20 protein-coding genes and 1 pseudogene are annotated in these 20,724 nt (G+C 68.6%); 2 read left to right on the forward strand and 19 right to left on the reverse strand.

All coding sequences use genetic code 11. The annotated features are described in order from the left end of the window. Window positions 1-131: 131 nt before the first annotated feature. From ACWFRJ_RS16860 to ACWFRJ_RS16915, 12 genes are all read right to left on the reverse strand, one after another. Window positions 132-2,942 (reverse strand): DEAD/DEAH box helicase, encoded by a 2,811-nt coding sequence (locus tag ACWFRJ_RS16860; protein ID WP_453530436.1) that lies wholly within the window; start codon window positions 2,940-2,942, stop codon window positions 132-134. A gap of 95 nt (window positions 2,943-3,037) precedes the next feature. Further along, on the reverse strand, window positions 3,038-3,928 hold the full coding sequence (locus ACWFRJ_RS16865) for a diacylglycerol kinase (RefSeq protein ID WP_453530439.1): 891 nt from the start codon (window positions 3,926-3,928) through the stop codon (window positions 3,038-3,040). A gap of 43 nt (window positions 3,929-3,971) precedes the next feature. Further along, entirely contained in the window at window positions 3,972-4,934 is a 963-nt protein-coding gene (gene tatC / locus ACWFRJ_RS16870; protein WP_453530442.1) for a twin-arginine translocase subunit TatC, read from the reverse strand. A 47-nt stretch (window positions 4,935-4,981) separates the two neighbouring features. Continuing rightward, window positions 4,982-5,278: a Sec-independent protein translocase subunit TatA gene (gene tatA / locus ACWFRJ_RS16875; RefSeq protein WP_453530444.1), complete on the reverse strand. Its 297-nt coding sequence runs from the start codon at window positions 5,276-5,278 to the stop codon at window positions 4,982-4,984. A 250-nt stretch (window positions 5,279-5,528) separates the two neighbouring features. Then, window positions 5,529-5,726 carry a hypothetical protein gene (locus ACWFRJ_RS16880; RefSeq protein ID WP_383284936.1) on the reverse strand — a complete coding sequence of 66 codons (198 nt, stop codon included), beginning with the start codon at window positions 5,724-5,726 and terminating at the stop codon, window positions 5,529-5,531. Between the two features lie 9 nt (window positions 5,727-5,735). After that, window positions 5,736-5,969 (reverse strand): hypothetical protein, encoded by a 234-nt coding sequence (locus ACWFRJ_RS16885; protein WP_383284939.1) that lies wholly within the window; start codon window positions 5,967-5,969, stop codon window positions 5,736-5,738. Window positions 5,970-5,998: 29 nt separating this feature from the next. Beyond that, window positions 5,999-6,997, reverse strand: a complete 999-nt coding sequence (locus ACWFRJ_RS16890; protein ID WP_453530448.1) for a helix-turn-helix transcriptional regulator — start codon at window positions 6,995-6,997, stop codon at window positions 5,999-6,001. A 14-nt stretch (window positions 6,998-7,011) separates the two neighbouring features. Next, window positions 7,012-7,965 carry a helix-turn-helix transcriptional regulator gene (locus ACWFRJ_RS16895; RefSeq protein ID WP_453530451.1) on the reverse strand — a complete coding sequence of 318 codons (954 nt, stop codon included), beginning with the start codon at window positions 7,963-7,965 and terminating at the stop codon, window positions 7,012-7,014. A gap of 193 nt (window positions 7,966-8,158) precedes the next feature. Next, window positions 8,159-8,533 (reverse strand): FKBP-type peptidyl-prolyl cis-trans isomerase, encoded by a 375-nt coding sequence (locus tag ACWFRJ_RS16900; protein ID WP_383285458.1) that lies wholly within the window; start codon window positions 8,531-8,533, stop codon window positions 8,159-8,161. A 44-nt stretch (window positions 8,534-8,577) separates the two neighbouring features. Continuing rightward, the gene (locus ACWFRJ_RS16905) at window positions 8,578-9,582 is read right to left on the reverse strand and encodes an FKBP-type peptidyl-prolyl cis-trans isomerase (RefSeq protein WP_453531176.1); all 1,005 of its coding nucleotides are present in this window, start codon (window positions 9,580-9,582) and stop codon (window positions 8,578-8,580) included. 130 nt (window positions 9,583-9,712) lie between these two features. Next, window positions 9,713-11,074, reverse strand: coding sequence for a Pup--protein ligase (gene pafA / locus ACWFRJ_RS16910; protein ID WP_055550703.1), 1,362 nt, complete (start codon window positions 11,072-11,074; stop codon window positions 9,713-9,715). Window positions 11,075-11,083: 9 nt separating this feature from the next. Then, entirely contained in the window at window positions 11,084-12,343 is a 1,260-nt protein-coding gene (locus tag ACWFRJ_RS16915; protein ID WP_453530456.1) for an MFS transporter, read from the reverse strand. Between the two features lie 141 nt (window positions 12,344-12,484). Between ACWFRJ_RS16915 and ACWFRJ_RS16920 the strand changes: the two genes are divergently transcribed. Continuing rightward, the gene (locus tag ACWFRJ_RS16920; protein WP_453530459.1) at window positions 12,485-13,510 is read left to right on the forward strand and encodes a LacI family DNA-binding transcriptional regulator; all 1,026 of its coding nucleotides are present in this window, start codon (window positions 12,485-12,487) and stop codon (window positions 13,508-13,510) included. A gap of 71 nt (window positions 13,511-13,581) precedes the next feature. Here ACWFRJ_RS16920 and prcA read toward each other — a convergent pair whose 3' ends face one another. From prcA to arc, 6 genes and pseudogenes are all read right to left on the reverse strand, one after another. Continuing rightward, a complete protein-coding gene (gene prcA / locus ACWFRJ_RS16925; protein WP_453530462.1) occupies window positions 13,582-14,346 on the reverse strand; it encodes a proteasome subunit alpha in 765 nt (254 codons plus the stop codon). Window positions 14,347-14,399: 53 nt separating this feature from the next. Then, window positions 14,400-15,245, reverse strand: a complete 846-nt coding sequence (gene prcB / locus ACWFRJ_RS16930) for a proteasome subunit beta (protein WP_453530465.1) — start codon at window positions 15,243-15,245, stop codon at window positions 14,400-14,402. Further along, window positions 15,197-15,396: pseudogene (locus ACWFRJ_RS16935) on the reverse strand (endonuclease domain-containing protein); the annotation flags it as partial. The pseudogene ACWFRJ_RS16935 and the gene prcB, both read right to left, overlap by 49 nt. A 60-nt stretch (window positions 15,397-15,456) precedes the next feature. Next, window positions 15,457-15,675: a ubiquitin-like protein Pup gene (locus ACWFRJ_RS16940; protein ID WP_249590985.1), complete on the reverse strand. Its 219-nt coding sequence runs from the start codon at window positions 15,673-15,675 to the stop codon at window positions 15,457-15,459. A gap of 124 nt (window positions 15,676-15,799) precedes the next feature. After that, complete coding sequence (gene dop / locus ACWFRJ_RS16945; RefSeq protein ID WP_383285296.1) at window positions 15,800-17,311, reverse strand: depupylase/deamidase Dop; 1,512 nt, start codon at window positions 17,309-17,311, stop codon at window positions 15,800-15,802. A 213-nt stretch (window positions 17,312-17,524) separates the two neighbouring features. Continuing rightward, window positions 17,525-19,291: a proteasome ATPase gene (gene arc / locus ACWFRJ_RS16950; RefSeq protein ID WP_453530469.1), complete on the reverse strand. Its 1,767-nt coding sequence runs from the start codon at window positions 19,289-19,291 to the stop codon at window positions 17,525-17,527. A gap of 254 nt (window positions 19,292-19,545) precedes the next feature. On the opposite strand from arc, the gene ACWFRJ_RS16955 reads away from it, so the two are divergent. Next, window positions 19,546-19,860, forward strand: coding sequence for a ferredoxin (locus tag ACWFRJ_RS16955; protein WP_344520703.1), 315 nt, complete (start codon window positions 19,546-19,548; stop codon window positions 19,858-19,860). A 113-nt stretch (window positions 19,861-19,973) separates the two neighbouring features. On the opposite strand, the gene ACWFRJ_RS16960 is transcribed toward ACWFRJ_RS16955, so the two are convergent. Next, window positions 19,974-20,552, reverse strand: coding sequence for a hypothetical protein (locus ACWFRJ_RS16960; protein WP_453530472.1), 579 nt, complete (start codon window positions 20,550-20,552; stop codon window positions 19,974-19,976). Window positions 20,553-20,724: the final 172 nt, after the last annotated feature.

Raw genomic sequence — 20,724 nt, forward strand, 5'->3', positions numbered from 1 at the left:
GGCCGCCCGGTCCCCCGGTGGGGGGGGGAGGTGGCGGCCCGGGGGGCGGGGCCCGGGCGGGGGGGGGGGGGGGGTGGGGGGGGGGGGGGGCGGGCAAACCCCCCGCCCCGCCCCCCCACCACCATCCGCCGTCAGCCGACCGAGCTGTACGCCACAACCCCTCGCAGCAGCTGATCCACGGCCTTACGGGCGTTCTTCGCGACCGTGCTCCCCTCACGAGGAGCCGCAGCCGAAATCTGCCCAAGGACGTCGATCACCTGCTTGCACCACCGGACGAAGTCCCCCGCGGGCATCTCGACCTCCCGAAGCACCTCGTCGAGGCCCTTGTCCGACGCCCACATGTACGCCGCCCAGGCGAAGCCGAGGTCCGGCTCCCGCTGCCCGACCCCTTCCGCCTGGTTGATCTTGAACTCTTCCTCCAGGGCGTCGAGCCGCCCCCAGATCCGCACCATCTCGCCGAGCGAGGCCTTCACCTTCCCGGAGGGCAGCTTGGGGGCGAGCGCGTCGTCCGCCATCCGGGCCTCGAAGACCAACGCCGAGACGCACGCGGCCAGTTCGGCCGGGCTGAGCCCCTCCCACACGCCCTCCCGCAGGCATTCGCTCGCGAGGAGGTCCAGCTCTCCATAGAGCCGGGCGAGCCGCTTGCCGTGCTCGGTGACCTCGTCAGCCCGCAGATAGTCCATCTCGGTCAGGAGCGCGACGATCCGGTCGAAGGTCCGCGCGATGGTGTTCGTGCGCCCCTCGATGCGCCGCTCCAGCTGCACGGTGTCCCGGCGCAGGCGGTAGTAGCGCTCGGCCCACCGGGCGTGGTCCTCCCGCTCGTCGCACCCGTGGCAGGGGTGCGCCCGCAGCTCCGTACGGAGCCGGGCGATCTCTCGGTCGTCGGCGGCGACCGCGCGCCCCTTGCGATGGCGCTCCGGCACGATGTGCCCGGCCTTCGTGCGCAGCGCGGACGCCAGGTCCCTGCGCGACTGCGGCGAGCGCGCGTTGAACGACTTCGGGATGCGCATCCGCTCCAGGGCCTCGACCGGCACCGGGAAGTCCATCGAGGCGAGCCGCTTGACCTGCCGCTCGGAGGTGAGGACAAGGGGGCGCGGCCCGTCCTGGTGCTCGAAGCCGCGGTGGCCGTTGACCCGCCCCGCGGGGATCCCCGGATCCAGGACGAGCGCGAGGCCCGCGTACTTCCCGGTCGGCACGTGGATGACGTCACCGGGCTTGAGCTTCTCAAGGGCTGCGGCGGCAGCCGCCCTGCGCTGGTTGGCGCCCTGCTTGGCGAGCTCGGTCTCCCGGTCCTTCAGCTCGCGGCGCAGGCGTGCGTACTCGTCGAAGTCGCCCAGGTGGCAGGTCATCGAGGCCTTGTAGCCCTCAAGACCCTCTTCGTTCTTCTGCACCTGCCGGGAGATCCCGACGACCGACTTGTCGGCCTGGAACTGCGCGAAGGACGTCTCCAGGAGCTCGCGCGAGCGGTGCCGCCCGAACTGCTCGACCAGGTTCACCGCCATGTTGTACGACGGCTTGAAGCTGGACCGCAGCGGGTACGTACGCGTGCCGGCGAGGCCCGCGAGGTGCTCCGGGCTCATGGCGCGCTGCCACAGGACCACCGCATGGCCCTCGACGTCGATGCCGCGCCGCCCGGCACGGCCGGTCAGCTGCGTGTACTCACCGGGTGTGATGTCCGCGTGCTGCTCGCCGTTCCACTTGACGAGCTTCTCCAACACCACACTGCGCGCGGGCATGTTGATGCCGAGCGCGAGGGTCTCGGTGGCGAAGACCGCGCGCACGAGCCCGCGCACGAAGAGCTCCTCGACGACCTCCTTGAAGGTCGGCAGCATGCCCGCGTGGTGCGCGGCGATGCCGCGCTCAAGGCCTTCAAGCCATTCGTAGTAACCAAGGACGTGCAGGTCCTCGTCGGGGATGGCGGCCGTGCGCTCCTCGACGATCTCGCGGACCTGTGCCCGCGCGTCCTCGTCGTTCAGCCTCAGTCCCGCGTGCAGGCACTGCTGCACGGCGGCCTCGCAGGCCGCGCGGCTGAAGATGAACGTGATCGCGGGAAGGAGACCCTCGGAGTCGAGCCGGTCGATGACCTCGGGCCGGCCCGGCGTCCAGATCCGCGACCGCTGTCTGCGCTCGCGCTCGCGGTCGGCCTCGCGGATCATCTTGCCCTTGCGGCGATCACGCGGGTTGTACGAACGGCTGGCCTCCATCCGCGCCATGCGCGTGAGGTCGGGGTTGACGGCCTTGCGCTGGCCCTCCCCCTCCTCGAAGAGGTCGTACATCCGGCGTCCGGCGAGGACGTGCTGGAACAGCGGCACGGGCCGGTGCTCCGAGACGATCACCTGGGTGTCGCCGCGCACGGTGTCGAGCCAGTCGCCGAACTCCTCGGCGTTCGAGACGGTCGCCGACAGGGAGACCAGCGTCACCGACTCCTGAAGGTGGATGATCACCTCTTCCCAGACGGCGCCACGGAAGCGGTCGGAGAGGTAGTGCACCTCGTCCATCACCACATAGCCGAGGTTGAGCAGCGACTGCGAGCCCGAATACAGCATGTTCCGCAGCACCTCGGTGGTCATCACGACCACCGGGGCATCGGAGTTGACGCTGTTGTCGCCGGTCAGCAGACCGACCTTGTCCGCGCCGTATCTCTTGGAGAGGTCGGCGTACTTCTGGTTGGAGAGCGCCTTGATGGGCGTCGTGTAGAAGCATTTCTTGCCCTGCAGCAGGGCGAGGTGCACGGCGAACTCGCCGACGATCGTCTTGCCCGAGCCCGTGGGGGCGGCCACGAGAACACCCTTGCCCGACTCGAGCGCCCGACAGGCGTCGATCTGGAAGGGGTCGAGGCCGAATTCGTACATCTCGCGGAAGCCAGCGAGTGCGGTGGCCTGCTCGACAGCGCGCTCGCGCGCCGCCGCGTACCGCTCGGCCGGTGAGAGGTCCTCTGTCATCGTGCTTTCGAGACTACCGGCCACCACTGACAACGGACGATCATTATCCGTCTTGGGGTACCTGCGGGCTCGGGGTACCTGCGGGCCGCCCAGCCTCAGGGCGCGAGGACCCGCACGGCCCCCGGCACACACTCCGCCGTCAGCGGCAGTTCCCCGAGCTGCTCCCCGTCGGCGTACCCGGTGACGCCCGGTGCGGCGAGCTCCACCTTCGCGGCCCGGAACACGGTGACCTTGGGATGGTCCAGGTGCGTGCCCTTATAGACGCGCGGGAAGACCTTGAGGAGCGTCGTACGGCTGCAGTCGCCGACGACCGTGACGTCGAAGAGGCCGTCGCCCATGTCCGCCCGCGCGCAGATCTTCATGCCTCCGCCGTACGACGGTCCGTTCCCCACGGCGACGAGCGTCGCGTCGACCTCGTGGGCCCGGCCGTCGTCCAGCGTGATCCGGTACGGGACGGGCCGGAAGGCGGCCAGCTCGACGGCCATCGCCAGGTCGTACTTGAAGCGCCCCGTGGGCCAGCGCATCCGGTTGCCCCGGTCGTTGACCCGTGAGTCGAAGCCGGAGGCGAGCACGGTGCCGAACCACGTCTTGCCCACCCGCCCCAGGTCGACGTCCCGCGTGCGCCCCGCCTCGAGCGCGGCGGCGACGACCGCCCCCGCCGCGGCCGGGTCGCGCACCGGAAGCCCGAGGGCACGCGCGAAATCGTTGCCCGTGCCCACGGCGATCACCCCCAAGGGGGTGGGCGTCTGCGCGACCGCCTGCAGCGCGAGGCTAGCCATGCCGTCGCCGCCGACGGCGATCAGCGCGCCCGTACCGGCGTCGACGGCGTCCCGGGCCCGGCGCAGCGCGTCGCCGGCGTCCTCGCCGATGACCGTGCGCACGGAGAAGCCCGCGGCCCGCAACGCGGAAGCGGCCGGCTGCGCCGCATGGGCGCCCCGGCCGCGGCCCGCGGTGGGATTGACGAAGAGAGTGATCTCGCTGGTCACTGAGGGTCCCCCCGGACGGAGTTTGAGGGAGGACCTTACAAGATCAGGTCGCGTCGTCGAAACCGTTCACCCGATCCCGGTTCGTGCTGTCGCCGCTCGCCTGCTCGGGCAGCGCACGGTTCGCGGACACGGGTTCGATCTCGCCGACGTCGTCAGGGGTGAGGTCCAGGTCGGAGGCCTCGTCGTCATCGGGCCCCTCGGCTTCGATCTTGGCCTTGCGCCGGTCGTTGAGGATCGAGAAGGCGGTGGCCGCGAAGTAGAGCACCCAGATCGGTCCGGCGAGCATCATCATGGTCAGCGGGTCGGTGCTGGGCGTCGCCACGGCCGCGAAGACCGTGATGCCCATGATCATGCCGCGCCACCAGCCGAGCATCCGCTTGCCGGAGAGCACCCCGGTGAGGTTCAGCATCACCAGGAGCAGCGGAAGCTCGAAGGAGAGGCCGAAGACGATCACCATGCGGGTGACCAGGTCGAGCAGCTCGTCGAGCGGCAGCTGGTTGTCGACTCCGGCTGGTGAGAAGTCGAGCAGCACCCGGGCCATCGTCGGCAGCGTCTTGTACGCGAAGAAACCGCCGCCGAGGAACAGCGGGAAGCCCGCAGCCACGAATCCGTAGGCGTACTTCTTCTCGCTGCGGTGCAGCCCGGGCGCGACGAACGCCCAGAGCTGGTAGAGCCAGACCGGCGAAGCGAGGACCACACCGGCCGTCAAGGACACCTTGAGGGCGAGCGTGAACGGCGTGAGCAGGCCGTTCAGGACGATGCGCGCGCAGGTCTCGTGGCCGCCGTTCGCCGCGAGCTCGGCGAAGCTGGATTCGCACCCCACGGATTTCAGGATCGGGTCCGTGAAGAACTCGATGATGTTCTTGTAGAAGAACGCGGCGACGATCGCGACGACGATGATGGCCAGCACGGCCTTCGCGAGCCGATTGCGGAGCTCGCGCAAGTGCTCCGCAAGAGGCATCCGCCCCTCGGGATCCTGTTCCTTCTTGCGGGCAGACTTGAGCAACCCACGTCCTCATCTCGTGCGGCAGGCCGGCCGTCGCCGGCCTTGAATCAGCGCTTGGTCGTGCTCGTGCTGTCGGTGGGCTCGGTGACCGGACGGGAGCTGGTCACGTCGCCGGGCGCGGCCTGGATCGTGCGCGGCTGAGCGGCGGAAGGGTCGCCGGGCGGGTCGGCCGGGGCGGCTTCGTCCTTCTTGCCGTCCGACTTCATCGCCTTGGCCTCGCTCTTGAGGATGCGCGCGGACTTGCCGAGCGACCGGGCCATGTCGGGAAGCTTCTTCGCGCCGAACAGCAGAACGATGACGACGAGAATGAGAATGATCTCGGGGGCGCCGATCTTTCCGAACATAGGTCTTTACCTTCTCACCGAGGCGGCAGGGGCGGGGCTGCCGGACAGGCCGGACTTGGCTGTCCGACCACCGTGCTGGCAGCGATCGTAACGCTCAGGGGTGAACGCAGGGCAATCCCTGTGCGTACTCCCAGTTGCGGCCCGCGCCTCGCACTCCGGGCCACTTCAGCAGCGTACCCGCCGGACAAGGGAAGTTGACAGGCCGCGGGGTCGATACGTGTCCCGGCCGCACCGCCAGGATTCACGGGCCCTAGAGGGTGTCCCGGCTCGCACGGGCCACACCTGTGGCAGCCGCCTCAAGATCCTCCGCGGCGCGGTTGATCCGCTGTGTGGTCTGCGTCACTTGACTGCTGAGGCGCTGCGCCTCGATGAAGACCCGAATCGCCAGTACGCCGAGCACGGCGAGGCCACAGAACCCCGCGGCAATCGCCAGCATCGCCCAGAACATGCGCCGAGCCTAGACGGTCGAGTGCAGACGCAGCGTCCGCACCCCGCCGCCGGTGAGCAGTTCGACGATGCGCTCACCGGCGGGCTTGCGCACCGCGGTGCCGCACTCGGGGCACGTGAACGAGTAGAAGGTGGTGCGGGCCGAGGCGCCGATCGCAAGGCGCAGAGAGCCTGCGGAGAGTTCGAAGCGGGCTCGGCAGTCGGGGCAGGCGGCCTTGAAGAGTACGGGGGCGATTCTCGACATTCCGGGAATCTCGGACAAGATGCTGGTGTTCAACGCCCTTGCTCCTGCCTGTCATGCGACCCGCCGGGGTGCTTGTCGTGCTCGTCATAGGCCGCGAGTGCCTCGCGCGCGGCCTTGCGCGCGCTGTCCGCGAGGTCCGCCGGGGAGACGATGTGCCCGTCCCCGCCGAGCCGCAGCGCGAGCCTGCGCAGCGAGGTGGGGTCCGGGGTGCGCAGCGTGATCCGCAGGCCGCCGTCGGGGAGCTCCTCGGCGCTGTCGTGGGGGTAGTACTCGGCGACCCAGCGGCCGCCGGGCCCGACCTCCACGACCACCTCGGGGTCCTCGGCGGCGGGCTGCACGAGCCCCTCGGAGAGGTCACGCAGTTCGACCTCGGGCGGCGACGACGGCTCGTCCAGGATCTTGATCTCGGCCACCCGGTCGAGGCGGAAGGTGCGGCGCGCCTCGGAGAGGTAGCACCACGCCTCCATGTACGTGTGCCCGACGGCGAAGAGCCGGATCGGGTCGACCTCGCGCTCGGTGAGCTCGTCACGCGCGGGCGAGTAGTAGCGCAGCCAGAGCCGACGCCGCTCGGAGATGGCGCGGTCGACCTCGGCGAAGACACCGCCCTCGGACTCGAAGGTCACCGAGAGCCGCGCGCTGGCGCCCGCGTTCTCACCGGCTGCCGCCTCCAGCTTCGCGGTGGCGCGAAGGAGCGCCTGCCGGTCGCTCTCGCGCAGCCCTGGGAGGGTGGAGACCGCGCGGGCGGCCACCAGGAGCGCGGTGGCCTCGTCGGCGGCGAGCCGCAGGGGGGCCGCCACGTCGTCCGGGTTGTGCCACCAGATGCGGTCGCCGTCGGTGTCGATGTCGAGGAGGTCGCCGCCGCGGAAACTGGTCCCGCACAGCGGCAGCACGTCCAGGTCCGAGATCAGCTCGTCCTCGGTGATCCCGAAGGCGCGGGCCACGTCACTGACGTGGGCGCCAGGGCGCTCGCGCAAGTAGGTCACCAGGGAGAGCATCCGGCGGGTCTGGTCGATGGCGTTCGAGGCCATGGTCGTACGTCCCCTCAGCCCTTGGCCACGGCGCGCAGCCGGTCCACTACGTCGGCCCGCAGCTCGGCGGGCTCAAGGACCACCACATCGGGCCCGAACTCCACCAGCCAGGCGTCGAGCCCGTGCCCGTACGGAATCTCCAACTCGTCCCATCCCTCGCCCACTTCACGTATGTGAGCGGCCTTGGCGCGCAGCGGATAGCCCGCGCCCGTACGCAGTCTGATCAGAGCGGAGCGGTCGGCGCTCTCCCCCGCCCAGCTCGCGACGGTCTCACGCACCGTGACCACATCGGGGATGTCGGCGGTGAACTTCCCGGCGCGAGCGCGGACCTTCCCGGTGATCCGGGAGAGCCTGAAGACCCGCTCGGCGCCGCGGTCGCGGTCCCAGCCCGCGAGGTACCAGTGGCCGCGCCAGCACTCGAGCGCCCACGGTTCGACGTGGCGGGGCTCGGGGCGGGCCGCGGTGGCCTTGCGGTAGTCGAAGACGACGGGGCGGCGGTCGCGGCAGGCCAGCATCAGCGGCTCGAAGGACGCCTCGTGCACGGGGATGCGCGGTTCGAGGGCGCTGTGCGCCTCGTACGGGTCGACGTCCTCGGGCAGTCCGGCGGCGCGCAGCTTCTGCAGGGCGCCGCTGGCGGCTCCGGCGAGCCTGGCCTGCTGCCAGACCTTGGCCGCGAGGCCGAGCGCGGCGGCTTCCTCGGCGTCGATGGTGATGGGCGGCAGGCGGTTGCTGTCGCGGCGCGCGAGATAACCCACCTCGCCGTCGAGGTTCTCCACCGTCTCGATGACCAGACCGAGTTCGCGCAGATCGTCCTTGTCACGCTCGAACATCCGGTTGAAGGAGTCGTCGGACCCCGCCTCCAGATAGGCCTCGATGGACTCGCGCAGCTCGCGCTTGCTGAGCGGCCGCCGCGTCCCGAGCAGACACAGCGCCAGGTTCATCAGCCGCTCGGCCTTGGCAATGGCCATCGACGCCCTTCCTCAACATGACTTCCGACCGCCGACCGTACCGCCCCGGGGTGTCTCGGTGAAAGCTGAGAGCAAGGGGGGGCATCCCGAAGGGAATCCGTTGAGGGTGGTGGTGGGAGACGGGAGGGCCCATGCCGGAACAGGCATGGGCCCTCAGTGGTCAGGTCTGATCAGACCTGACCTCAGTCGTCGCTCAGACGCCGACGAGGTCGCAGACGAAGATCAGCGACTCGCCGGGCGCGATGGCGCCGCCACCGGCGCCCCGGTCGCCGTACGCCAGGTGGGCGGGGATGGTCAGCCGGCGGCGTCCGCCGACCTTCATGCCCTGCACGCCCTGGTCCCAGCCTGCGATGACCTGACCGGCGCCCAGCTGGAACTGGAGCGGCGTGCCGCGGTTCCAGGAGGCGTCGAACTCTTCACCGGTGGAGAAGGCCACACCCACGTAGTGGACCTTGACGGTGGCGCCCGCCTTGGCCTCCGGGCCGTCGCCCTCCCAGATTTCCACGATCTCGAGGTCGGTGGGGACCGGACCGTCGGGGAAGTCGATCTCGGGCTTCTCGATGCTCACGTCTAATGCTCCTGCTTTGATACGAATGGCCAGCTGGGACAGTGTTACATCTTCGCGAGGATGTCCACGGTGAAGACCAGCGTGGAGTCCTTCTTGATGGTGCTGCCCTGCGGCGGCTTGTCTCCGTAACCGAGCTTCGGCGGGACGACGACCAGGACGCGGCTGCCGACCTTCTTGCCGGTCAGGCCCTGCGCCCAGCCCTTGACGACCTGCGCCAGCTGGAACGAGGCGAGCTGGCCGCTCTTGTACGAGGAGTCGAACTCCTTGCCGTCGGCCCACAGCACGCCCTTGTACTGGCACAGGAGGCTGTCGGTCTCCTTGATCTCGTCGCCGTCGCCCTCGAGGATGTACGTCGCGACGAGCTTCTCGGGAGCGTCCTTCTTCTTCGGGACCTCGATCGAGGGGGCCTTGCCGTCGGTGTTCGTGCCGACCTTGGGGAGGTCGATGTTGGACTGCGCGACCTCCTTGCCCTTGGCCGAGCTCTTGTTGCTGAAGGTGCCCACGAGGTCCACGACGAACACCAGGGTGTCCGTGCCCTTGATGCCCGCCTGCTTGTTGCCCTCGGTGCCGTAACCCATCTTCGGCGGGATCGCGAGCTGCACGCGGCTGTCGAGCTTCTTGCCGACCAGGGCCTGGTCCCAGCCGGGGATGACCTGACCGGTGCCGATCGGGAAGACCGTGGGGTTGCCGCGGTCGTACGAGTTGTCGAAGACCTTGGCCGTGGCCCAGATCTGGCCGAGGTAGTTCGCCTGGAGGTAGTCGCCCTTCTTGACGACCTCGCCCTTGCCCTCGACCAGGGTCTTGACCGCGAGGTCGGAGGACGCCTTGCCCGGCCCCTTGGCGACGGTCGGCTTCTCACCGAACTTCGTCCCCTTCGTGACCTCGGGCAGCGGCCCGTCCACGATCTTCGCCGTCGGCGCGGCCGACGACGAGTTGGAAGGGGATGGACTGTCGCTGGACTTGGCCTTGTCGGCCTTTTTGTCGTCACCACAGCCGGCCAGCGTGAGCAGGCCTGCCGGAACAGCGAGAAGAAGTGAGCGTCGGCGCACGGTGGGGGCCTCGTATCGGTCGATCTTGTCGGTTGGCGTGCGCGCAACTCTACGCATGGAGAAGGGCGCCGTACGAGGAACGTACGGCGCCCCGCGTTGCGTTCCCGCAACGCATCTCCTGCATCTTGGCTTACATACCGGCGATCAGTTTCTCCACCCGGTCGTCCACCGACCGGAAGGGGTCCTTGCACAACACGGTGCGCTGTGCCTGGTCGTTGAGCTTCAGGTGCACCCAGTCGACCGTGAAGTCGCGGCGCTGCTCCTGGGCCCTGCGGATGAAGTCACCGCGCAGCCGCGCGCGGGTCGTCTGCGGCGGCACCGACTTGCCTTCGAAGATCTTCAAGTCGTTGCAGATGCGGGCGGCTTGCCCCTTCCTCTCCAGGAGGTAGTACAGCCCGCGCCGGCGGTGGATGTCGTGGTACGCGAGGTCTATCTGCGCGACCCGCGGATGCGACATGGTCATGTTGTTCTTCGCCCGGTACCGCTCGATGAGCTTGTACTTCATGACCCAGTCGATCTCGGTGCCGATGCGGTCGAGGTCCTCGGCCTCGATCGCGTCGAGCGTGCGGCCCCACAGCTCGAGGACCTGCTCGACGGTGCCCGTGCGAATGCCGCGGCGGTCCACGAAGTCCACGGCTTTCTCGTAGTACTCGCGCTGTACTTCGAGGGCGGAGGCCTCACGGCCGCTGGCCAGACGCACCTTGCGGCGGCCCGTGATGTCGTGACTGACCTCGCGGATCGCCCGGATCGGGTTCTCCAATGTCAGGTCCCGCATCACCGTGCCCGCTTCGATCATGCGCAGGACGAGGTCGGTGGCGCCGACCTTCAGGAGCATGGTCGTCTCGGACATGTTCGAGTCGCCGACGATGACGTGCAGCCTTCGATAGCGCTCGGCGTCCGCGTGCGGTTCGTCGCGGGTGTTGATGATCGGCCGGGAGCGGGTGGTCGCGGAGGAGACCCCTTCCCAGATGTGCTCGGCACGCTGACTGACGCAGTACACGGCGCCGCGCGGAGTCTGCAGCACCTTGCCCGCGCCGCACAGCAGCTGTCGCGTGACGAGGAAGGGAATGAGGATGTCCGCGAGCCGCGAGAACTCCCCGTGCCGGGCCACCAGATAGTTCTCGTGGCAGCCGTAGGAGTTTCCCGCCGAGTCGGTGTTGTTCTTGAAGAGATAGACGTCGCCCGCGATTCCCTCCTCGTGCAGGCGGCGTTCGGCGTCGACGAGCAGGCCTTCCAGAATGCGCTCGCCCGCTTTGTCGTGGGTGACCAGCTCGGTCACGTTGTCACATTCCGGTGTGGCATATTCCGGATGTGACCCGACGTCAAGATAGAGGCGGGCGCCGTTCCGCAGAAAGACGTTGCTGCTGCGGCCCCATGAGACAACACGGCGGAAGAGGTAGCGCGCCACCTCGTCAGGCGACAGACGGCGCTGTCCCCTAAACGTGCACGTGACGCCGTACTCATTCTCCAGCCCGAAAATGCGGCGGTCCATGACTGAACATTACGCCTGATGCCCTGCCCTGAAACCGGGTTCGACGGCACCGTTTCGATCATTTTCGGATGAACCCGCAACCACCGCCGATTCAGCGGGGAGTGCGAGCGTCCGCGCCGTGGCCAGCAGGACAAGCAGGGCGGCCACTCCGGCGACCCCGGGGATGACGAAGCCCGCCGTGGTCCCGCCCCACTCGACGACGGGGCCCGCGCCCGCCGTCCCCAGGGAGGCGCCGACCATGAAGGTGGTCACCAGCCAGGAGAACGCCTCCGTGACCGTGCCCGCCGGAGCGTGCCGGTCGACGACGATGAACGCGCATGCCAGGGAGGGCGCGAGGAAGACCCCGGCGAGAGCCGCGAGCAGCGTCATGGCGACCGCGCCCGGCGTGAGCATCAGGGGCAGGTAGCCGACGGCGAGCAGCGCGACGAGCACGGTGAGCCGCTTCTCCGGTACGCCCTTCCATTCCCGCGCCCCGTACACCACACCGCCGACGAGCCCGCCGAACCCCACCGCCGCGATGAGCCACCCGTACACGGCGTCGCCGCCGTTCCCGTCGGCGTACGACGAACCCGCGACGTTGATGGAGCCGAGCGCCACGCCGACGAAGAGATACGCGCCAAGGAGCGCGAGGAGCCCGGGCGAGCGCAGCGCCCCGAGCCAGTGCGCCTCACGGTCGGCCGAGCGCCACGCGCGCGAGGGCTTGGAGACCACCACGGAGAGGGCGCCCAGGATTCCGACGGCGTTGACGACGAGCAGCGCGGCCTGCTCCGACCAGAGCGCGACACATCCGGTGACGAGGAGCGGCCCCACGGTGAACATGATCTCCTGCGCCACCGCGTCCATGGCGTACGCGACGTGCACCTGCTTCTCGTCGCGAAGGACGCTCGGCCACAGCGCCCGCAGACCGCCCTCCAGGGGTGGCGTGGTCAGACCCGCCGCGGCGACCGAAGCGTAGGCGAGGGCGAGCGCGTCGGGGCCGGTGAAGGCGAAGGCCGCCATGCCGAGGGCGGAGAGCAGCGCCGCGGGCAGCTGCACGCGCGGCTGCCCGTAGAGGTCCACCAGGCGCCCGAGGAGCGGCTGTCCGACGGCGTTGGCCACCCCGTAGACCGCGGCGAGCGCTCCGGCCAGGCTGTACGACCCTCCCTCGGCGCGGATGAAGAGCACGATGGCGATCGGCGCGGTCGCGTTCGGCAGCCGCCCCACCAAGGTGCCCGCGAGCAGCCGCGTCACGTACCGCGCACGGAGGATCTCCGCGTATCCGGAAGCCATGTGATGCTCCCTCCCCCGCGCGCTGACGCGCCTAGGTGTTACGTATAACGTCGAGGGTCATACGTACCATGTGCGCTGGCCGCGGTCTACTGGGTGGCCGCCCGCTGCCCCGGTCCCGCGGGCACGATCTGGGAGGTGCCGGTGGCCGGACCGCAGCAAGAAGCCGGGGGCCCACGCCCCACGAGCCGCGACGTCGCACGCGCCGCCGGGGTGTCCCAGGCCACCGTCTCCCTGGTGTTCGGCGAGAAGTGGCGCGGCCGCGTCGCCGAGCGCACCGCCGAGCGCGTCAGGGCCACCGCACGCGAGCTGGGCTACCGTCCCAACCTCGCCGCCCGCAACCTGCGCCTCGGCCGCACCAGGACAGCGCTCCTCGTCGTCCCCGCCCTCACGAACGAGTTCTTCGCCCGCGTCTACACCGGAGCCGCCCGCGTCGCCGCCGAACACGGCGTCGGAGTCGTCCTCTACCCCTCCCCCGAAGGCGTCGGCCCCGCCCGCGACCCCTTCGACTCCAGCCGGGCCGCCCTCGACGGCATCCTCGCGTCCTCCATGGCCTCCGACACCCTCGCCACCATCCAGGGCGACGCGCTTCCTCTGGTCATGCTCGACAGCGACCCGGCCGACAGCCTCGGCGCGGCCACCGTCAACCTCGACATCGGCGACGGCATGCGCCAGGTGACCGAGCATCTGCTCGCCCTGGGCCACCGCGACTTCCTGCACCTCGCCGCGGACGTCGACTCCTGGACCTTCGACGTACGCTCCGACGCCCTCACAGCGGCGCTGAGGGGCACCGGAGCGGCCGTACGCACCGCCAGGGCACTCCTCACCGTCGACGACGCCCGCACGGCCGCTGAAGCCGCCCTGCGCGCCCCCGGACCCCGCCCCACCGCACTCGTCTGCGACGACGACATCCTCGCCGCTGGCGCCTGCAAGGCGGCCCGCCGCCTCGGCCTGCGCGTGCCCGAGGACCTCTCGGTGACCGGCTTCGACGACCTCACCCTGGCGACCGCCGTGGAACCCGAACTCACCACCGTGCGGCTGCCCGCCGAGCGGTTCGGCGAACGCGGCATGACGTCCCTGCTCGCCGTCCTCGACGGCCGTACGCCACGGACCGACACCCTCCCCGTCGGCCTGGTGACCCGCGGCTCGACGGCCCCCGCCGACCGCTGACCCCGCACATGCGTACGCCCCGCGCCCCGGCCACAGGGCCGGAACACGGGGCGTACGACGAACTGAACTATTCAGCTCTCGTCGGAGTCGGCATCCGGCTCTTCGTTGTCGGAATCGGCGTCCGTGGGTGCCGACGCGCCGCCTTCGAGCAGCCGCGCGAGCTGACGCCCGACGATCCGCTTGAACTTCCGCTGCTGCGGCCTCGTACGGTCGAGCACCGCCACTTCGAGCCGCTCCGCGGGAATCTCCCGCTCGCTGCCGTTCGTGTCGCGGGAGAGCGACTGCACGGCCAGCTTCAGCGCCTCGGCGAGCGACATCCCGTCACGATGACGCTGATCGAGATACGTGCTGATCTGCTCGGCGTTGCCGCCGACCGCGACCGAGCCGTGCTCGTCCACGATCGAACCGTCGTGCGGCAGCCGGTAGATCTGATCGGAGTCAGCCGTGGCGCCCACCTCGGCGACGACCAGCTCGACCTCGTACGGCTTCTCCGCCTGGCTCGAGAAGATCGTGCCGAGGGTCTGGGCATAGACGTTCGCGAGCCCACGGGCCGTCACATCGTCACGGTCGTACGTGTATCCACGGAGATCGGCGTACCGCACGCCACCGATCCGCAGGTTCTCGTACTCGTTGTACTTGCCGGCGGCCGCGAAGCCGATCCGGTCATAGATCTCGCTGAACTTGTGCAGCGCACGGGACGGGTTCTCGCCGACGAACACGATGCCATCGGCGAACTGCAGCACAACAAGGCTGCGACCACGGGCGATGCCCTTGCGGGCGTATTCCGCCCGGTCGGCCATGGCCTGCTGGGGTGAGACATAGAACGGCGTCGACACCGGCTATCCGTCCCTTTCTGTCAGTGACTCAGTCAGTGGCGAATACGGATCGATCAGAGCAGCGAGGCCCGCGGGCCGTCGGGCTGCTCCATGCGCCGCTCGAGGATCGAGCGGGCGATCTCGGAAGACTCCTCATCTCCCAGCCTCCGGAAACCCTCGTCGGAGATCACAGTGACGATCGGATAGATGCGGCGAGCGACATCGGGACCACCCGTCGCCGAGTCGTCGTCCGCGGCGTCGTACAACGCCTGGACGACGAGCGTCGTGGCTTCCTGTTCCGACAGGTCCTTGCGGTAGAGCTTCTTCATCGCACCACGCGCGAAGACCGAGCCGGAGCCGGTGGCCGCGAAGCCGTGCTCCTCGGAGCGTCCGCCCGTGACGTCGTACGAGAAGATGCGGCCCTTCTCGCGGTCCACGTCGTACCCCGCGAAGAGCGGGACGACGGCCAGGCCCTGCATGGCCATGCCCAGGTTCGACCGGATCATCGTGGAAAGCCGGTTCGCCTTGCCCTCCAGGGAGAGCGTGGCACCCTCGACCTTCTCGAAGTGCTCGAGCTCCAGCTGGAAGAGCTTGACCATCTCCACGGCGAGACCGGCGGTGCCGGCGATGCCCACGGCCGAGTACTCGTCGGCCGGGAAGACCTTCTCGATGTCGCGCTGCGCGATGACATTGCCCATGGTCGCCCGCCGGTCACCGGCGAGCACCACGCCACCGGGGAACGTCGTCGCCACGATCGTCGTGCCGTGCGGCGCCTCGATCACACCCTGCGTGGGCGGCAACTGCCGATTGCCTGGCAGGATCTCTGGCTGATGCTCGGACAGAAAGTCCATGAAGGACGAGGACCCAGGCGTCAGGAAGGCAGCCGGTAGACGCCCGGTGCTACGAGTGTTGGCTTCCACGCGTTTCCTTCCAGGTATGCGGCCGCACGGCGGACGGTGCCGGGATCGTCTCCCAACTTGCCGATGGCCGGAATGCAGTTGAAGCACAGTACGAAGGGACCCTACCCGGCTCTTGGCAGTGATCCACATGAACGGCTGAGGCGCTTGAGCAGCGGCCCGGCAATCCGTCACGCATTGCCGGCACCGCACGCACCCTCACCCGACATGCCCGCTATTGCCCGCCCTTTTGCACAAATGAGCGCACAAAGTCCTCGGCATTCTCTTCGAGCACATCATCGATTTCGTCGAGGACGGAGTCCACGTCGTCGCTCAACTTCTCCTGGCGCTCCTTGAGGTCTTCGGAGCCCTGTGCTTCCTCTGTCTGCTCCTCGACCTCCTCGGTGGAACGCGTCGCCTTCTGCTGTCCGCCGCCGGTGTCCTTGGTCGCCATCTACCTCACCCCGCTCGTTCGGTTCGATGCACTTGATCAGACCCTATAAGCCAGGTCTGACATCGGCCCCGTAGTTACTGCAACGTCCGGGGACCACCTCGATGATTCCCACACGCCGGGTCTTTCAGCCTCCGGAGAGCACCCGTACTAGGTCCTCTGCCGTACGGCAGCGGTCGAGCAGTTCCTTGACGTGGTTCCTCGTGCCGCGCAGCGGTTCCAGTGTGGGCACACGCTGGAGGGAGTCGCGGCCCGGCAGGTCGAAGATGACCGAATCCCAGGAGGCCGCGGCCACGTCGTCCGCGTACTGCTCCAGGCAGCGGCCGCGGAAGTACGCGCGGGTGTCCTCAGGAGGCTTCGTCTGGGCGCGCTCGACCTGAGGCTCCTCCAGGAGGCGCTTCATCTTGCCCCGGGCCACCAGACGGTTGTAGAGGCCCTTGTCGGGCCGTACGTCCGCGTACTGAAGGTCGACCAGGTGCAGCCGCGCCGCGTCCCAGTCGAGGCCGTCACGGCGGCGGTAGCCCTCCATGAGTTCTCGCTTGGCGACCCAGTCGAGCTCTCCGGAGAGGCTCATCGGGTCGCTCTCCAGGCGGCCGAGGACGTCTTCCCAGCGACTGAGAATGTCCTTGGTCTGCTCGTCGGCGTCGGAGCCGTACCGCTCCTCCACATACTTGCGGGCCAGCTCGAAGTACTCCATCTGGAGCTGTACGGCGGTGAGTGTCCGGCCGCTACGGAGCGTGATGAGGCGCTTGAGCGTCGGGTCGTGGGAGACCTGGTGCAGGGTGCGCACGGGCTGGTCGACGGCGAGATCCACCGCGATGAAGCCGTCCTCGATCATGGCGAGAACCAGGGACGTGGTACCGAGCTTGAGATAGGTCGAGATCTCGGAGAGGTTCGCGTCGCCGATGATGACGTGCAGGCGGCGGTACTTCTCCGCGTCGGAGTGCGGCTCGTCCCGGGTGTTGATGATGGGCCGCTTGAGGGTGGTCTCCAGGCCGACCTCGACCTCGAAGTAGTCGGAGCGCTGGCTGAGCTGGAAGCCGTGTTCGTGCCCGTCCTGGCCGATGCCGACGCGTCCCGCGCCCGTGACGACCTGCCGGGAGACGAAGAACGGCGTCAGGTGGCGCACGATGTCCGAGAAGGGGGTTTCCCTTTTCATCAGATAGTTCTCGTGCGTGCCGTACGAGGCACCCTTGTTGTCGGTGTTGTTCTTGTAGAGGTGGATCGGCTGGGCACCCGGCAGCTGCGCGGCCCGCTCGGCCGCCTCCGCCATGATGCGTTCGCCGGCCTTGTCCCACAGGACGGCGTCCCAGGGATTGGTGACCTCGGGTGAGCTGTACTCGGGGTGCGCGTGGTCCACGTAGAGGCGCGCCCCGTTGGTGAGGATCACATTGGCGAGACCGATGTCCTCGTCCGTGAGCTGACTGGCATCGGCGGTCTCACGTGCGAGGTCGAAGCCCCGTGCGTCCCGCAGCGGATTCTCCTCCTCGAAGTCCCAGCGGGCGCGTCGCGCCCGGTGCATCGCCGCGGCATAGGCGTTGACGATCTGGGACGAGGTGAGCATGGCATTGGCGTTCGGGTGGCCGGGGACGGAGATGCCGTACTCCGTCTCGATGCCCATTACTCGCCGTACGGTCATGCGGCCCTCCTTGCCCGGCGGCGCTCCCGTTCGGGTGCGGCGCTCAAGTACCGCTGGTTCTCCGGTGCGTGTGCGGTGCCCGTCCCCGCACTGCGCGACTCGGCGGTACCGAAGAGCCTAGAGCGCCTTTGCGCTGGTGGGGAGATCATTGCCTTCATTGAAAAACAGACAGCTGCGGGTACCCACGAAGGACACCCGCAGCCGCCCTGTCTTCTACAGGTACTGACCGGTGTTGGCCACCGTGTCGATGGAGCGTCCGGTGTCCGCGCCCTGCTTTCCGGTGACGAGCGTACGGATGTAGACGATCCGTTCGCCCTTCTTGCCGGAGATGCGGGCCCAGTCGTCCGGGTTGGTGGTGTTGGGCAGGTCCTCGTTCTCCTTGAACTCGTCGATGCAAGCCTGGAGGAGGTGGGAGACCCTGATGCCCTTCTGGTTGGCGTCGAGGAAGGCCTTGATGGCCATCTTCTTGGCACGTCCGACGATGTTCTCGATCATGGCGCCCGAGTTGAAGTCCTTGAAGTACAGGACTTCCTTGTCGCCGTTGGCGTACGTCACCTCGAGGAAGCGGTTCTCCTCGGACTCCGCGTACATCTGTTCCACGACGGACTGGATCATGCCGTCCACGGTGGTGCGCCGGTCGGCGCTGTGTTCGGCGAGGTCGTCCGCGTGCAGCGGGAGCCGCTCGGTGAGGTACTTGGCGAAGATGTCCTTCGCCGCCTGGGCGTCGGGGCGCTCGATCTTGATCTTGACGTCGAGTCGTCCGGGCCGCAGGATCGCGGGGTCGATCATGTCCTCGCGGTTGGAGGCGCCGATGACGATGACGTTCTCCAGGCCTTCCACGCCGTCGATCTCGGCGAGCAGCTGGGGGACGATGGTGTTCTCCACGTCCGAGCTGACTCCGGATCCGCGGGTGCGGAAGAGGGATTCCATCTCGTCGAAGAAGACGATGACGGGGGTTCCCTCGCTCGCCTTCTCCCTCGCACGCTGGAAGACCAGGCGGATGTGACGCTCGGTCTCGCCGACGTACTTGTTGAGGAGCTCGGGGCCCTTGATGTTGAGGAAGAAGCTCTTCCCCTGTGCCGCCCCGGTCACCTCGGCGACCTTCTTGGCAAGGGAGTTGGCGACGGCCTTCGCGATCAGTGTCTTGCCGCAGCCGGGGGGCCCGTACAGCAGGACGCCCTTGGGCGGCCGCAGTTCGTGCTCCCTGAAGAGGTCCGGGTAGAGGTAGGGGAGTTCGACGGCGTCGCGGATCAGCTCGATCTGGTTGCCCAGGCCGCCGATCTGCTCGTAGCCGATGTCCGGTACCTCTTCGAGGACGAGCTCTTCGACCTCGCTCTTGGGAACCACTTCGTAGACGTACCCGGAGCGGGGTTCGAGCAGGAGTGCGTCGCCGGGGCGGATGGTGACGTCGAGGAGTGGTTCGGCGAGCCGCACCACTCGCTCCTCGTCGGTGTGCCCGACCACCAGGGCACGCTCGCCGTCCTCAAGGATCTCCTTGAGGGTGACGATGTCCCCGACGCTCTCGTACTCCATGGCCTCGACCACGTTGAGCGCTTCGTTCAACATGAGTTCCTGGCCGCGCCTGAGCTCTTCGAGCTCGACGCTGGGGCTGACGTTCACCCGGAGCTTGCGGCCCCCGGTGAAGATGTCGGCCGTGCCGTCCTCATTAGCCATGAGGAAGACTCCGAAGCCGGCCGGCGGCTGCGCGAGCCGGTCGACTTCCTCCTTGAGGGCCACGATCTGGTCGCGGGCCTCACGGAGCGTGTTGGCGAGCCGCTCGTTCTGTGCGGATACGCCGGCCAGATTTGTCTGCAGCTCGACGATCCGCTCTTCGAGAATCCTCGTATGACGCGGAGAGTCGGCGAGCTTACGTCGCAGGACGGCGATTTCCTGCTCGAGATAGGCAACCTGACCGGCGGGGTCCTCAGACCCTCGCCCCGGCCGGATGCCGCGGTTGATGTCGTCGTCGTGGGCTGCCACGGTCCTCACCTCCTCCAAGGGGAGCTGGACGCTTCCAGACCCTACCTGGGTGGGTGTCGATTGAAACCCCTAGATCACAAAGACGGTCGAGGTGTGTCCGATCTTCACCCTTGCGCTCTCCCTCACACCAGGTGGATACCCACCCAACAACATCGGAAAGCGGGCGGTTGTATCGTCGAAGCGTTCAACACCCGTCAGGGCTGGCCCGACTTGTCCTCAAGTCGGTTCGCCCGACGCAGCGATCGGCAGGAGAAATGACCGTGCAGAACGAGGCTGGGACCGGCCCTGAGGGGCGCGATCTCCTGGAGGTCTGGATCGACCAGGACCTCTGTACCGGCGACGGCATCTGCGCCCAGTACGCGCCCGAGGTCTTCGAGCTGGACATCGACGGTCTGGCCTATGTGAAGAGCGGCGACGACGAGCTCCTGCAGACGCCGGGCGCCACAACGCCCGTTCCGCTGACGCTTCTGCGTGACGTGGCGGACTCGGCGAAGGAGTGCCCGGGCGACTGCATCCACGTACGTCGTGTTTCGGACAGCGTGGAGGTCTACGGCCCCGACGCGGCGTGAGGTCGCGAGCTCATCGGTGACTCGGCGATGAAGCCATGAAGAGGGGCCTGTGCCCGCCGTCGACCGGCGGGCACAGGCCCCTCTTCATGGCTGAGTTCTTCATGGCTCCGCCGTCACACGCTGTGAGCCCCGACGGGCGTGGACCGGGCGAACGTGCCGTCCTTCCATTGCCACTTGGCCTCGTCCTTGAGGTCCGGGCAGCAGCTGGGCACGTCCGGTGTCGAGTAGCCGTGGAGCGTGGCAGTGATCACGCCGGCGCGTACGGCGAAGTCGCTGACGTTCTGGCGGTCCTTCGGGTCGACGAGGGTGGCGACGATCCGGGGTTTGCCTCCGGTGGCGCGCGTGACGACGTACACGCCGTCGGGCGGCGTGCCCGATCCGGCGGCGCAGTGCACCACGGCGACGGTCTCGGGGCTGCCGTCCCCGTCGAGGTCCCCGGAGGCCTTCTTCTTGACGACGGGTTTTACGTTGCCGCAGGTGATGGGGTACGTGACGGTGGCCGGATCCGGGGCGGGCGCGGGGGCCGCCGCGGTCTTGCCCGACGGCTTGGAGGCCGGCTGGGCGGCGTTCGCGGGATCGGGCTGCAGGAAGGACGAGCCCGCGATGACGGCGGCGAGCGCGGCCGCGGTGGCCAGCCAGTGGATGGGGCGGGTGGTGTTGTGTGCCAGTTCCGGGACGGCTGGGTGCTGCACTAGGAGTGTCTCCTGTGAGGGCTGTGCCGGTGGGGGAGGTGGCCAGCATCGTGCCATACCTCACAGTGCGGCGGAACACCGGGGTCGATGAACGGACCGGCGTGAACTGACCTGGCATGAACGAAAAGGCGCCGCCGCCGAGTTCCCCGGGTGAAGGGGGAACTCGGCGGCG

The organism is Streptomyces sp. NPDC055239, from assembly GCF_053606205.1.